Annotated in this window: 12 protein-coding genes; 10 read left to right on the top strand and 2 right to left on the bottom strand. The window is 69.9% G+C overall.

Annotated features, from left to right (window positions below; all coding sequences use genetic code 11):
- Positions 1–298 precede the first annotated feature (298 nt).
- Together STRIP9103_RS51410 and STRIP9103_RS11125 are read right to left on the bottom strand one after the other, a co-directional pair.
- A complete protein-coding gene (locus STRIP9103_RS51410) occupies positions 299–517 on the bottom strand; it encodes a hypothetical protein (protein ID WP_009308132.1) in 219 nt (72 codons plus the stop codon).
- Entirely contained in the window at positions 517–1,302 is a 786-nt protein-coding gene (locus tag STRIP9103_RS11125) for a hypothetical protein (RefSeq protein ID WP_009308167.1), read from the bottom strand. Before STRIP9103_RS11125 ends, STRIP9103_RS51410 begins: the two co-directional genes overlap by 1 nt.
- Positions 1,303–1,836: 534 nt before the next feature.
- Here STRIP9103_RS11125 and STRIP9103_RS11120 point away from each other — a divergent pair.
- The 10 genes from STRIP9103_RS11120 (at position 1,837) to STRIP9103_RS11075 (ending at position 14,295) form a co-directional block, all read left to right on the top strand.
- Entirely contained in the window at positions 1,837–2,301 is a 465-nt protein-coding gene (locus STRIP9103_RS11120; RefSeq protein WP_009308141.1) for a helix-turn-helix domain-containing protein, read from the top strand.
- Between the two features lie 402 nt (positions 2,302–2,703).
- Complete coding sequence (locus STRIP9103_RS11115) at positions 2,704–3,471, top strand: TetR/AcrR family transcriptional regulator (protein ID WP_009308161.1); 768 nt, start codon at positions 2,704–2,706, stop codon at positions 3,469–3,471.
- A gap of 583 nt (positions 3,472–4,054) precedes the next feature.
- The gene (locus tag STRIP9103_RS11110) at positions 4,055–5,437 is read left to right on the top strand and encodes a nitrate/nitrite transporter (RefSeq protein WP_009308165.1); all 1,383 of its coding nucleotides are present in this window, start codon (positions 4,055–4,057) and stop codon (positions 5,435–5,437) included.
- Between the two features lie 149 nt (positions 5,438–5,586).
- Positions 5,587–6,765, top strand: a complete 1,179-nt coding sequence (locus STRIP9103_RS11105; protein WP_009308164.1) for a uroporphyrinogen-III synthase — start codon at positions 5,587–5,589, stop codon at positions 6,763–6,765.
- Positions 6,766–7,049: 284 nt separating this feature from the next.
- The gene (locus tag STRIP9103_RS11100; RefSeq protein ID WP_009308151.1) at positions 7,050–7,703 is read left to right on the top strand and encodes a CGNR zinc finger domain-containing protein; all 654 of its coding nucleotides are present in this window, start codon (positions 7,050–7,052) and stop codon (positions 7,701–7,703) included.
- A gap of 387 nt (positions 7,704–8,090) precedes the next feature.
- Positions 8,091–8,666: a sigma-70 family RNA polymerase sigma factor gene (locus tag STRIP9103_RS11095; RefSeq protein WP_013003188.1), complete on the top strand. Its 576-nt coding sequence runs from the start codon at positions 8,091–8,093 to the stop codon at positions 8,664–8,666.
- A 29-nt stretch (positions 8,667–8,695) separates the two neighbouring features.
- Entirely contained in the window at positions 8,696–9,472 is a 777-nt protein-coding gene (locus STRIP9103_RS11090; protein ID WP_181800396.1) for an anti-sigma factor family protein, read from the top strand.
- 128 nt (positions 9,473–9,600) lie between these two features.
- Positions 9,601–11,907 (top strand): HelD family protein, encoded by a 2,307-nt coding sequence (locus STRIP9103_RS11085; RefSeq protein WP_009308171.1) that lies wholly within the window; start codon positions 9,601–9,603, stop codon positions 11,905–11,907.
- A 365-nt stretch (positions 11,908–12,272) separates the two neighbouring features.
- The gene (locus STRIP9103_RS11080) at positions 12,273–13,685 is read left to right on the top strand and encodes an NAD-dependent malic enzyme (protein ID WP_009308128.1); all 1,413 of its coding nucleotides are present in this window, start codon (positions 12,273–12,275) and stop codon (positions 13,683–13,685) included.
- A 328-nt stretch (positions 13,686–14,013) separates the two neighbouring features.
- Positions 14,014–14,295, top strand: a complete 282-nt coding sequence (locus STRIP9103_RS11075; RefSeq protein WP_005486790.1) for an HU family DNA-binding protein — start codon at positions 14,014–14,016, stop codon at positions 14,293–14,295.
- The last annotated feature ends 54 nt before the right edge of the window (positions 14,296–14,349 follow it).

Genomic DNA, 14,349 nt, shown 5'->3' with positions numbered 1-14,349 from the left:
TGTGTCGGAGGGCACGCACACGGGCGTCACCCGCATGCGAAACGGCGGGGCCGTACCCCTGTGGGCACAGCTCCGCCGCTGCACCAACTGTGACACGTTGCGAGCGCGCGCGCAACTATTGATTTCCGAAAGCCCTCGAAGGAGGCCGCAGGGACCCGGAAAACGCGAGTTGCCCCGCCACACCCGGTGGTGTGACGGGGCTGGTGTGACGGGGCAATGAAGAACAGCGAGGGGGAGAAGCCAGGGGGAGGAACAGCGAGGGCAAGAGGCCGGGGGAGGTGAGGGACGGTCGAACCGATCAGCCGCGTCGGCCACGTCCCCGCGTGGCCCGCTCCGCCGCGAACACATCCTCCAGCCGATACAGATGAGTCCGCCCTTGTCGCCCGGCGGCCGAAAGATGACCCAGCTGAACCCACTTCCGTACGGTCGCGGGAGCCACCCCCGCCTCGGCGGCAGCGGCGGCACCGGTCACCAGCGTCGGCGAGGAACCCGTAGGCCCCGCAAGAGAGTTCCCCATCACGCGACCTCCGCCTCTTCCACGGCGTCAACCGGCGGAGCGACGGGCGGAGCGTCCGTGGCGTCGACGAGCGGAGCGATCGCGTCGGCCCCCGCCTCCGCCGCGAGCTGCGCCCACCCGGTCTCCATCCAACTGTGCCGATGGGCGGGGTTCTCCGCACACGGGCATTCCTCGTCGGCGCACCGGCACCCGGGGTTCACGCACAGGACCGTACGCCAGGCGGGCATGGCCCGCAGGGACACCGAATCGCACCACGGGCACCGGCCGTTGACACGTACGAGGGTCTCGGGATCGCCGAGGGTGCGACCGCAGCGGCGGGCCATGCGCCGGCACTCGTCGAGGACGTGCCGGGCGAGGACGGGATGCCCGGCGATGTCGTCGAGCAGGGCGGTGATACGGCCGAGCCGCCGCGGTACGTCCGCCCGGGTGGGCCGGCCGAGCCCGAGCTTCTCCCAGACCGCCTCCTCCAGCTCGACGACCCCGTCGGTGATGTCCCGGATGGCGTCGGAGACATGGAGGCGGATCGGCGCGGCACTCTCGCCCAGCGGGGCGATGCCGTGCTGCTCGCCGAGCAGGGCCTCGTCCCGTTCGGCGCGGTCCCGCTCGCCCAGCGCCCGGAGCGCGGCCGGCCCCAGGGGCGGCCGGGAACGGGTCCCGGCACCAGGACGCCCCGGCGCCAACTCCTCCAGTAGCTCCGGGAATTGGCGCCGCAGGATGTCGATCCAGCGGGCGGCGCGGGCGGTGTGCTGGGCGGCGAGGCCTGAGGACCCTGAGCTTGAGGACATGGTGGACACACTCCGATCTGTGGCAACCGGAAGCCGTTCGACGGCAACCAGGGGCTGGTGCGGCGGCAACTGAAGGGAAAGAAGAGCCCTCTGTTGTTGCGAGCCCGCACAAAGCTTCACATGTTGCGATCTCGCGCGCAACGGAGATGGGTCATCGGATCGGGCGACCGGAAGGGGGTTGTGCTGAGAATCGGCCAAAGCTGGGCAGGGGTGGTGGGCCGGGATGGGTCGCGGCCCGCAGTCGGCCCCGGGCTGAAGTCGGACGAACCGAAGGTGGTCCCGAGTCGAAGCCGGATCGAGTCCGAAGGTGACCGCGGGGCGAAAGCCGATGAGCCCGAAGGTGACCCGGAGGTGAAGTCGGACAGACCCGAGACGCCCCCGGATCGAGGCCCGACCGCCCTGTCCATAGGGGTCAAAACAAGTCCGGATTGACGGAAAGCCCTCACTGAACCTTTACTCGTGCGTGCGCGCAACTGCATAGTTCGCGTGCGCACGAGCGTTAAAGTGGGGGTGAGCTGAGGGGAGCGTTCACACATGAAGAGCGATGCCGAACACATCGACGAGTTCGCGGCCTGGATAGAAGGCGCGATGCGGGCGCGTGGGTACGACATCGACAGCCCGCGTGGCGGCGGCAAGACCAAGCTGGCCGAAGACGCGGGGGTGCACCGGGCGGCCATCACCCGGCTGCTGCAACGCCAGAGCATGCCCGACCTGGAGACGATGCGCGGCCTGTCCCGGGCTCTGGGGATTCCCGTACGGGAGGTCCTGATCCGCTCCGGCAAGCTGACCGAGGAGGACCTGCCCCAGGCCCCGGCACCCCCCGTGGCCGGCCCGCCTCCGGGGGACCAGTCCCTCTCCGCCGAACAGGCGGCGACCGCCCTCGGCATCCCCGAACACCTCAGGGCGGCCTTCGTGCAGATCACGGAGCAGCTGAGACTCGGCGCGACCACCGACCCGACGGCCCCGGAGGCGGGCATGGACGGCCAGGCCGGCACCTGAAGCGGCGCTCCCGCCCGGCCCCGGCCGAGGGGCCGTCGAGTCGGGAGCGCTCCCGGCGAGGGGGTGGCACAGTGCGCCGACCCCTCTTTTCGCGCGCCCCCGACCAGAACGCGCCCCACCGCACCCCATCCGGTCACGGAGCCGACGAAGACAGCCCCGTACCCGAAGCCGGCTCTGCTGCTGTTGCCTCTACTTCTCCCCGAGGGCGATGCGCAGCCACTCCAGCGAGCCTTGTACTCGATCTCCTGGACCGCCGCGTCCGCACGTCGCCCGAACGTCATGCGCCTCCGGAGCGGCACGCGGTCGGCGTACACTGTGCGCATCCCCGCACGTCGTTTGAGCGGCCCGCTGCCCTGAAGCCGAAGAAGAACGAAGAAGAACGAAGAAGAACAAGGAGGCCGCATGTCCGAGAACCCGGTGATCCAGTCCGTCTGGACCCGCCCGCGCCGTCAGAAGCGGGAGCAACCCACGCTGAGCCGGGACGCCATCGTGGCCGAGGCGGTCGGACTGCTCGACGAGGAGGGCGCCGCCGCGCTGAGCATGCGCCGCCTCGGCACCCGGCTGAACGCGGGGGCGACCTCGATGTACTCGCACGTGGCGAGCAAGGACGAGCTGATCGAACTGGTCGTGGACCATGTCTACGGCGAGATGGAGGTACCCGGCCCGGACGCCGCGCGGGACTGGCGGGCCGCCGCCACCCGCTGCGCGCACAGCATTCGCTCGACGATCCTGCGCCACCCCTGGATCGCCCCGATGCTGGGCGAGGTGGGGGTGTCCCTCGGCCCGAACTCGATGCGGCTGACGGAGAGCATGCTCGCCATGCTGGAGGAGGCGGGCTTCGACCTGGAGCAGGCCGACCACGTGGTGCGGATTCTTTTCGCGTACGTGATGGGCATGACCACCAGCGAGGCGGCCTGGCTGACGATGCTCGCCCGCAGCGGGCAGAGCCAGGAGGACTGGACGCGCAAGGTCTGGCCGGCCATCGAACAGGCCACCCGCGACTACCCCCACCTCCGTCGGCGCTACTCCGCCCAGGAGGGCAGCCGCTCGAACGAACTCCTCGTGGACAACTTCGGCTACGGCCTCGACTGGGTCCTGGACGGCCTCCAGGCCCGCCTCGACCAGGGCTTGCGACAAGACCTGCGACAAGACCTGCGACAGGACCTGTAACAGGACCTGCAGCAGCCCTGACCTGCACGCTCGTAGACCGTCCACGGTGTTTCCGCCTCAGCCGTGGGCGGTTTTCCGTTGATCGGGTGATCGGGTGATCGGGCTCACAGAGGGCTGGATGCCGGTCATTTTTCTCCACCCTCCACGACGGCACGAACCGCGCCCGCATCGGCGGGCGGGCACCCCCGAAGCCCGCGTGACGGAGGGGGCGTGCTGCCGCGCACACCCCGGGGAAGGCGCGGCTCCGGGCCTGCCGGCAGCTGTTCCCGGACGGGAGCGCGTTGCCGTTACAGTCGTCTGAGCTGTGCCGACGCCGTAGGTGACGTAGTCCGGCGGGGGAATCGCGGGCCCTTCGCGGCTCGTCCCGTCCCACGCGGCGGAGCGGCGTGTCGACGCGGCTCGCGCTCCTTCCCGGGCCGTTCTTCCTCACCGGCGGCTCCTTGTGAGCGTGAGAGCAAAGTTCCTTTCCGGTCATTCGGTGCCACAGTCAGGAAACGCGGTCTGCCTACCTTCAGGAGTCATCACCCCATTCACCACCCCTGGTAAGAGCCCGAGCCCGAGCCCGGAGAAATGTGGAGGCGTCATGACAGCCCCGAGCACAGCCCCCGCTGCGAACAGGGGAGGCCGTTGGATCCAGCACTGGGATCCGGAGGACGAGGCCTTCTGGAACGAGACCGGTGAGAAGGTGGCTCGCCGCAACCTGTTCTTCTCGGTCCTGTCCGAGCACATCGGCTTCTCCATCTGGACCGTCTGGTCGGTGATGGTGCTGTTCATGGGCCCCGAGTACGGGCTCACCCCGGCCGACAAGTTCTTCATCGTGTCGATGGCCACGCTGGTCGGTGCCGTCGTGCGCGTTCCGTACACCTTCGCCGTGGCGGCCTTCGGCGGACGGAACTGGACGATCATCTCGGCAAGCCTGCTGCTCGTACCGACGGTCGCGGCGTTCACCGTGATGGAGCCGGGGACGTCGTTCAACACATTCCTCGTGTGCGCCATGCTCGCCGGTATCGGCGGCGGCAACTTCGCCTCCAGCATGACCAACATCAACGCCTTCTTCCCGCTCAGGAAGAAGGGCTGGGCGCTCGGCCTGAACGCGGGCGGCGGCAACATCGGCGTCCCGGTGGTCCAGCTCATCGGCCTCGCCGTCATCGGCGCCAGCGGTGGCCCGCGGGTCCTGCTCGGGATCTACATCCCGTTCATCGTGCTCGCCGCCGTGCTCGCCGCGCTCAAGATGGACAACATCGCGTCCCTGAAGAACGACACCGGCGCCGCCAAGGAAGCCGTCAAGGACGCCCACACCTGGATCATGTCGTTCCTCTACATCGGCACCTTCGGCTCCTTCATCGGCTACAGCTTCGCCTTCGGCCTGGTCCTTCAGACCCAGTTCGGCCGTACGCCGCTGCAGTCCGCGTACGTCACCTTCATCGGCCCGCTGCTGGGCTCGCTGATCCGGCCCGTGGGCGGCGCCCTCGCCGACCGCTTCGGCGGCGCGAAGATCACGCTGTGGAACTACGTCGCCATGGCCGCCGCCACCGGTGTCATCGTCATCGCGTCCATGCAGAAGTCGCTGCCGCTGTTCACCGTCGCGTTCATCGCCCTGTTCGTCCTCAGCGGCCTCGGCAACGGCTCGACGTTCAAGATGATCCCGGGCATCTTCCAGGCGAAGGCCCTGGCCAAGGGCCTGGAGGGCGAGGAGGCCGCCGCGTACGGCCGTCGCCTCTCCGGCGCCTCCATGGGCCTCATCGGCGCGGTCGGCGCGCTCGGCGGACTCGGCATCAACCTCGCCTTCCGCCAGTCCTTCCTCAGCGTGGGCTCCGGCACCGGTGCCTTCGTCGCCTTCCTCGCCTTCTACGCCGCGTGCTTCGCGGTCACCTGGGCCGTATACCTTCGCCGTCCGGCCGCCGCGCAGTCCCAGTCCACCGCCGCGACGGACACGAAGCCGCAGCTCAGCTACGCCGAAGTGTGACGCGACGCGACGCATCCCACATGTGACGTAACACCGACGACATCAAGCCGAACCGAGCCTGTCACGCGCCGTTGACAGGCTCGATCGGCATGTAGGTGCACCAACTGGGTCACCGGACAGTGCAACGACTCGAGTGCGGGACAAGAGCCATGTACGAGGAACAGCAGCGACCAGAACGAGCCGGACGATCGGCGGAGCCGGAGCACGGCCCGCTGGCCGGCTTCACCGTGGGCGTGACAGCGGCACGGCGGGCGGACGAGCTCGGCGCGCTGCTCCAGCGTCGCGGGGCCGCGGTTCTCCACGCCCCGGCCCTGCGCATCGTGCCGCTCTCCGACGACAGCGAACTGCTGGCCGCCACCAAGGGCTTGCTGGACCAGACGCCCGACATCGTGGTCGCGACCACGGCCATCGGTTTCCGCGGCTGGGTCGAGGCGGCCGACGGCTGGGGTCTGGGCGAGGCGCTGTTGGAGAAACTGCGGGGAGTGGAGGTCCTGGCCCGGGGCCCGAAGGTGAAGGGCGCGATCCGGGCCGCCGGCCTGACCGAGGAGTGGTCCCCGTCCTCCGAATCCATGGCGGAGGTCCTGGACCGCCTCCTGGAGCACGGCGTGGAAGGCCGCCGCATCGCGGTCCAACTCCACGGCGAACCCCTCCCGGGCTTCGTGGAGTCCCTGCGAGCGGCCGGAGCGGAGGTCGTCGGGGTCCCCGTCTACCGCTGGATGCCCCCGGAGGACATCACCCCCATGGACCGCCTCCTGGACGCCACGGTCACCCGGGGCCTGGACGCGCTGACGTTCACGAGCGCCCCCGCTGCGGCGTCCCTGCTGTCCCGGGCGGAGGACCGAGGCCTGCTCCCGGAGTTCCTGAACGCCCTGAACCACGACGTACTCCCGGCCTGCGTGGGCCCGGTGACAGCCATTCCCCTCCAGTCCCACGGCGTCGACACGATCCAGCCGGACCGCTTCCGCCTGGGCCCCCTGGTCCAGCTCCTGTGCCAGGAACTCCCGGCCCGGGCCCGCACCCTCCCCATCGCCGGCCACCAGGTGGAAATCCGGGGCCACGCGGTCCTGGTGGACGGCGCCCCGCGCCCCGTCCCCCCGGCGGGCATGTCCCTGCTCCGCGCCCTGGGCCGTCGTCCGGGCTGGGTGGTCCCCCGCTCGGAACTCCTGAAGGCCCTCCCCGGCGCCGGCCGGGACGAACACGCGGTGGAAACAGCCATGGCCCGCCTCCGCACGGCCCTGGGCGCCCCGAAGCTGATCCAGACGGTCGTCAAACGCGGCTACCGCCTGGCCCTGGACCCGGCGGCGGACGCCAAGTACGGCGACGACTGACGGGACGTCCGGTCCGCGGACCGGTGTTCGGGCCGTCCAGGCCATCGAGGTCCCGCGCGGGGACGGGTTCCCGCTCCGCCTCGGCAACCGACGGCCACCGCGTGCCGCGTGAGCCCGGAGCGGGAAGAGGCCGCCCCGCATCGTGGAGCGGGGCGGGCGGCCCGGGTTCGTCCGCCGTCGGCCGGAGGGCTTCCGGTCGGTACGTGCGGCCGGGCACTGTATGGGGTACGAAGCTCTCGAACACCTTGTGCGGTAACCGGTAACCCCAGGGCGGTGACAGGCGCATGGCATCCGGTACGGCCACGGCGGCAGGCACAGCCTCGTACGAGCCGCGGTTCGACTGCGGGCGGCTCTGCCTGGACCTCCTCGCGACCAGCCACCCCGAGGAACGGCTCGACTCGGTGGGGCGGTTGTGCGCGTGGATCCTCGGTGCGGGGTTGGTTCCGGCACGTACATCCCTCGATCAAGCCACCGCGCAGTGGCTCGTCGGCTTCCGGGAACTCCGCGGGCACATCGCCCGGTTGGTCCGTGCCGAGTGCAAGTCCAAGCCCAAGGCCGGCTCCAAGACCGGCCTCAAGCCCGCGTCCGGGAACTCCAGGCCGGTCTTCGACATCTCCCTGAACCGGATCAACGAACTCGCCCGCGCCGCGACCCCCGCCCCCCGGGCCGTCCGTACCGACGAGGGCTCCCTCGCCCGCACTTTGGACCACGCCCCCGACTGCGCCGCCCTGCTCGCCGTGATCGCCCGGGACGCCGTCGAGTTGCTCACGGACCCGGTGGCGTGTGCGAGCCTGCGGCAGTGCGCCGGTGACAACTGCCCCATCGTGTACGTCGACACGTCCCGGGGCCGGCGCCGCCGCTGGTGCTCCAGCGAGATCTGCGGCAACCGCGAACGCGTCGCCCGGCACCGCCGCCGAACGGCCGTCGCCCGCGCCTGACCTGCTCGCGCCGCCGGCTCACCCGCCCCCACTCGCACACCGCGCCGGCCGCGCGCGGGCCGTTGACTCGCGTAACCGAATCGCTCACCTCGCGCGGCTTCTCCCCTCTTGCCCATCTCCCTTGCGGCGCCTGGCAGTTGGGCAACCAGCCCGCTGACGTAAAGAAGCAGCAGTGCTGTTTTTCACACCGCGACTCAGGCGTCTTCACAATTCCCGTCCATGCGTGCCGGTTTAAGCGTGGATATGGCAGCACTTGTCCCCCAGCTGCCCCACCTTCCCCAAGTTGGATCGAGAAAGTTGTGGCTCAACTCTGAACACACAACTGATTACCTACGTATCCCGATGTGAGCGACCGACTGGGGGAACCCCCGGACACCGGAGGTAGCCGTGCGCAAGGATTCCGCTGTGGCCGATGAACGCCCGCACAGGGCCCGACATCGCGCATCACAGCCCTCAGAACCGGACGAGGAGCTGATGCGCGCGCTGTACCGCGAGCACGCTGGACCCTTGCTCGCGTACGTACTGCGTCTGGTCGCGGGCGACCGCCAACGCGCTGAGGACGTTGTGCAGGAAACTCTCATCAGGGCCTGGAAGAACGCCGGTCAGCTCAATCGAGCGACCGGATCGGTACGCCCCTGGCTGGTGACGGTCGCACGCCGCATCGTCATCGACGGCCACCGCAGCCGGCAGGCCCGGCCGCAGGAGGTCGACCCGTCGCCGCTGGAGGTCATCCCCGCGGAGGACGAGATCGACAAGGCGTTGTGGCTGATGACACTGTCGGACGCGCTGGACGACCTGACCCCTGCTCACAGGGAGGTCCTGGTCGAGACCTATTTCAAAGGGCGTACGGTCAATGAGGCGGCCGAGACGCTTGGCATCCCCAGTGGCACCGTCCGCTCCCGGGTGTTCTACGCCCTGCGGTCGATGAAACTGGCTCTGGAGGAGCGCGGGGTGACGGCATGAGCAACATCTACGGGGGGTATGGACCGGGAATGCCCGGGTCTGTGCAAGGAGCCCAAGGTTCCGGCGACAACATCCACGAAACCGTCGGCGCGTACGCCCTCGGGATACTGGACGACGCCGAGGCCACACAATTCGAGGCCCATCTCGCCACATGCGAGTGGTGCGGCCAGCAGCTCGACGAGTTGGCCGGAATGGAACCGATGCTGGCCGCCCTCGCGGATCTGCCCGCGGCACAGGGCACACCCGCGATCGGCGAGTCCCTGGCCGCCAAACCGAGTCCGAAGCTCTCGGACCGGCTGGTCGGCGAGGTCGTGCAGCATCGAGCGAAGAAGAGCAGGCGCAACTTCTTCATGCTGGCGGCCGGTGTCGCCCTGATCGTCGGCGGTCCCACGGCCGTGTTCGCGACGACGGGCGGATCGGACGACAGCGGCAACGACGTCGCCGGCCCGGCCCAGGAAGCGTTCACGCATATGACCACCAAGGTCGACGCCACGGACTCTTCCACCAAGGTCAGCGCCACGGTCGCCATGGAGAGCAAGAAGTGGGGCACCCATGCCGTCCTGGAGCTGAAGAACGTCAAGGGCCCGGAGAAGTGCTCGCTGATCGCCGTCGGCAAGAACGGCGAGCGTGAGACGGTCACCTCCTGGTCGGTCCCGAACTGGGGCTACGGCATCAAGAACGCCAAGACCGAGGAGGCGAGGAACCCCCTCTACGTCCACGGCGGCGCCGCCTTCACCCCGGACGAGATCGACCACTTCGAGGTCCTGACCTTCAGCGGGAAGAAGCTCGTCGAGGTCAAGGCATAGGCCGAGGCATGGGCCGACGCACGGCTCGTAACGGCAAGCGAGGAACGGACCCCGGTCGGGCGCATAGCCTGACGGGGGCCTTTTCGCGTACGGTGGACGGCTGCCCAGCACGTCAGAAGGGGGCCCGGGTGGCCGCTCAGGTTCAGCAGGAAACGCTCGACACCGCTCACGACTCCGTGCGTGAGCGGGAGATCGGCGTGGAACAGGAACATCTGGACCGGGTCTACCGGCGCCTCGAGGAGAAGATCCACGAGGCGGAGTTCCTGATGAACGACGCGGCCAAGCGCGGCCAGGTCGGCACCCCCGGCGCGCTCGCCGAACGGGACGCCCAGGTCTTCCGCGCGGGCATCCATCTGAACCGGCTGAACAACGAGTTCGAGGACTTCCTCTTCGGCCGGATCGACCTGCTGCTCGGCAAGGACGGGAAGAAGGGTCCGGACGGCGCGTACACCGCCGTCGAGCCGGCCGAGGGCGCCGTCCGCCCGGACAACACCGCCGACATCGCCGAGACCCTGCACATCGGCCGCATCGGCGTCCTCGACTCCGAGTACTCCCCCCTGGTCATCGACTGGCGCGCCCCCGCCGCCGCCCCCTTCTACCGCTCGACCCCGGTCGACCCCGGCCGGGTGGTACGCCGCCGGGTCATCCGCTCCAAGGGCCGCCGGGTGCTCGGCGTCGAGGACGACCTGATGCGCCCCGAGCTGACGGCCTATCTCGACGGCAGTGAACTGCCCGCCATCGGCGACGGCGCCCTCATGGCCGCCCTCGGCCAGGCCCGCAGCCACACCATGCGCGACATCGTCGCCTCCATCCAGGCCGAGCAGGACCTCGTCATCCGCGCCCCCGCCGCCTCCGTGACCTATGTCGAGGGTGGCCCCGGCACCGGCAAGACGGCCGTCGCCCTGCACCGCGCCGCGTACCTCCTCTACCAGGACCGGCGCCGGTACGCGGGCGGCATCCTGATCGTCTCCCCGACGCCGCTGCTGGTCGCGTACACCGAGGGCGTGCTGCCGTCCCTCGGCGAGGAGGGCCAGGTCGCCATCCGCGCGATCGGCTCACTCGCCGAAGACACGGGCGGTGCCGAGGCCACGCTGTACGACTCCCCGTCCGTGGCCCGGGCCAAGGGCTCGTACCGCATGCTCAAGGTGCTGCGGAAGGCCGCCCGGGGAGCCCTGGAGCTGGGCGACGCGCCCACCCGCCTCCGGGTCGTGGCCTTCGGCCGCCGGGTGGAGCTGGAGACCGCGGAACTGGACCGCATCCGCCAGGCCGCCCTCGGCGGTACGGCTCCGGTGAACCTGCTCCGGCCCCGCGCCCGCAAGCTCCTGCTGGACGCCCTGTGGGAGCGGTCCGGCGCGGCCGGGCGGCACACCGACCCCGAACTCGCCGCCGAGCTGCGCTCCTCCTTCGACGAGGACATCACGAGCGAGGACGACTTCATCACGTTCCTCGACGCCTGGTGGCCCGAGCTGACCCCGCGCGGGGTGCTCACCGCCATGGCCGACGAACGACGCCTGGGCCGCTGGGCGCGGCGGATCCTCAACCAGGGGGAGGTACGGAGGGTCGCGCGCTCCCTGAAGAGAGACGGCCTCTCCGTCCACGACGTCGCCATGCTGGACGAGCTCCAGGCGATCCTCGGCCTGCCCGCCCGGCCCCGGAAGAAGCGCGAGTTCGACCCGTTGGACCAGCTGACGGGCCTGGAGGAACTGATGCCCGTACGCGAGGAGACCCAGCGGGAGCGGGCCGAGCGGCTGGCGCAGGAGCGGACCGAGTACGCGCACGTCATCGTCGACGAGGCACAGGACCTGACGCCGATGCAGTGGCGGATGGTGGGACGGCGGGGCCGGCACGCCACCTGGACGATCGTCGGTGACCCCGCCCAGTCCTCCTGGTCGGACCCCGACGAGGCGGCCGAGGCCCGCGACGAGGCCCTCGGCACCCGCCCCCGCCGCCGCTTCACCCTCACCGTCAACTACCGGAACCCGTCCGAGATCGCCGAACTCGCGGCGAAGGTGCTGGCGCTGGCCATGCCGGGGTCCGAGGCGCCGTCGGCGGTCCGTTCCACGGGGGTGGAGCCGCGGTTCGTGACCGCCGTACGGGACACGCTGGCCCGCACGGTGCGAGCGGAGGCCGCGCGGCTGCTGGACCTCGTCGACGGGACGGTCGGTGTCGTCGTCGCCATGAACCGGCGTGAGGAGGCGGCGCGCTGGCTGGCGGGGCTCGGCGACCGCGTCGTCGCGCTCGGCAGCCTCGAGGCGAAGGGACTGGAGTACGACGCCACAGTGGTCGTCTCCCCGGCGGAGATCGCGGACGAGAGCCCGGCGGGGCTGCGTGTGCTGTACGTCGCACTGACCCGGGCGACACAACAGCTGACGGTGGTGTCGGCGGAACGGGACGACCCGGACGCCGCCGGGGTCCCCGACCTGCTGCGCGACTGAGCCGGCCCGCCCACCCGTCGGCCTCGCATACGCCCGCGCGGCGGAGTCGCACAACAACTTGCGCTACGGGAATGGCCTTACGGGATCTGTTTGTTAGCCTTGGTGTGGCACCGGCTCGATCCAAGCCCCCGGGCCCAACCTTCGTCGCTACGAGCGACCACTTGCCGCGAGGCGAGCATGGCGGGTCGGTGCCACTGAACGTAGTGGGAACGCGAAGAGGTCCACGTCAACTGTGACGTGGACCTCTTTTCGTTGAGAACAAAACGTTCGCAATCCAACGGGGCTAACGCCTACTCGGCGGTAGGTGCGACGATCGGACGGCAAAACGCAGCAAAGGCAGTAGCTGAAAGCAGAGGAAGTCGGCCATGGCAACGGCGCCCAGCGTCTCCTACTCGATGACGGTCCGCCTGGAGGTGCCCGCGAGCGGAACCGCGGTCTCCCAGCTCACGACGGCCGTCGAGTCCCACGGAGGCTCGGTGACCGGCCTCGACGTGACCGCTTCCGGCCACGAGAAGCTCCGCATCGACGTCACCATCGCCGCCACCTCCACCGCGCACGCCGACGAGATCGTCGAGCAGCTGCGGCAGATCGAGGGCGTCACGCTCGGCAAGGTCTCCGACCGTACGTTCCTGATGCACCTCGGCGGCAAGATCGAGATGGCGTCGAAGCACCCCATCCGCAACCGTGACGACCTGTCCATGGTCTACACACCGGGCGTGGCCCGCGTCTGCATGGCGATCGCCGAGAATCCCGAGGACGCCCGCCGCCTCACCATCAAACGCAACTCCGTTGCGGTCGTGACGGACGGCTCCGCCGTGCTGGGCCTCGGCAACATCGGCCCCAAGGCCGCGCTGCCCGTCATGGAGGGCAAGGCGGCCCTCTTCAAGCGGTTCGCCGGCATCGACGCCTGGCCGATCTGCCTGGACACCCAGGACACCGACGCGATCGTCGAGATCGTCAAGGCCATTGCCCCCGGCTTCGCCGGCATCAACCTGGAGGACATCTCCGCGCCCCGCTGCTTCGAGATCGAGGCACGGCTGCGCGAGGCCCTCGACATCCCCGTCTTCCACGACGACCAGCACGGCACCGCCATCGTCGTACTGGCCGCCCTCACGAACGCACTTCGCGTCGCGGGCAAGGGAATTGGGGACATCCGCGTCGTCATGTCCGGTGCCGGCGCCGCCGGCACGGCCATCCTGAAGCTGCTCATCGCCGCCGGTGTGAAGAACGCCGTCGTCGCCGACATCCACGGTGTCGTGCACTGCGACCGCGCCGACCTGGTCGACGCCGCCCCCGACTCGCCGCTGCGCTGGATCGCCGACAACACCAACCCCGAGGGCCTCACCGGCACGCTCAAGGAGGCCGTGCGCGAGGCCGACGTCTTCATCGGCGTCTCGGCCCCGAACGTCCTCGACGGTGATGACGTGGCCGCCATGGCCGACAACGCGATTGTGTTCGCGCTCGCGAACCCCGACCCCGAGGTCGACCCGGCGATCGCCCGGCAGACGGCCGCCGTCGTGGCCACCGGACGCTCCGACTTCCCGAACCAGATCAACAACGTGCTGGTCTTCCCGGGCGTCTTCCGCGGCCTCCTCGACGCGCAGTCCCGCACGGTCAACACCGAGATGATGCTCGCCGCGGCGACCGCGCTCGCGAACGTCGTCACCGACGACGAGCTGAACCCGAACTACATCATCCCGAGCGTGTTCAACGACAAGGTCGCGGGGGCCGTCGCGGGGGCCGTGAGGGAGGCGGCCAAGGCCGCCGCCGGGTCGTAAGGCCCCCGGGGTTCGGGGACCGGACCGACGAGCCGTATGGTGTTGAGCGGGGCCGATTTTGCCGGGCTGTGCCCAGACTGTGATAGTCGCCACGGCCCCGCCTACCGGCGCGTCGCGGGGTCGGCGTGCTCGTACGGCCATCTAGGGTGGCCGCGAAGCCCCAGGTCTGTGGCGCTTTCCGTGTGACTCCCAAGAGTGTTCGTGTGACTCCCAGGGGTGCCGGATTGGCTTTACCGCCGCAGGTGAGTGCAGGATGCGTCCCTGGGCGTTGGGTCTGGCGACGGACCCGGGTCCGCCTCAACGGCAAGAAGAACACGGGAGTAACAACATGAACCGCAGTGAGCTGGTGGCCGCGCTGGCCGACCGCGCCGAGGTGACCCGCAAGGACGCCGACGCCGTGCTGGCCGCGTTCGCCGAGGTCGTCGGCGACATCGTCGCCAAGGGCGACGAGAAGGTCACCATCCCCGGCTTCCTGACCTTCGAGCGCACCCACCGTGCCGCTCGCACCGCGCGCAACCCGCAGACCGGCGACCCGATCCAGATCCCGGCCGGCTACAGCGTGAAGGTCTCGGCGGGCAGCAAGCTCAAGGAAGCCGCGAAGGGCAAGTGACCCTGTCGACTGCACCTCGCGGGACGGTGCAGCGCGCGTAGAACGCCTGATGGG

The sequence above is a fragment of the Streptomyces ipomoeae 91-03 genome, assembly GCF_000317595.1.
GTDB lineage: Bacteria > Actinomycetota > Actinomycetes > Streptomycetales > Streptomycetaceae > Streptomyces > Streptomyces ipomoeae.
The sequence above is the reverse complement of the archived record's forward strand: the minus strand, read 5'-3'. Positions and strand labels throughout refer to the sequence as shown.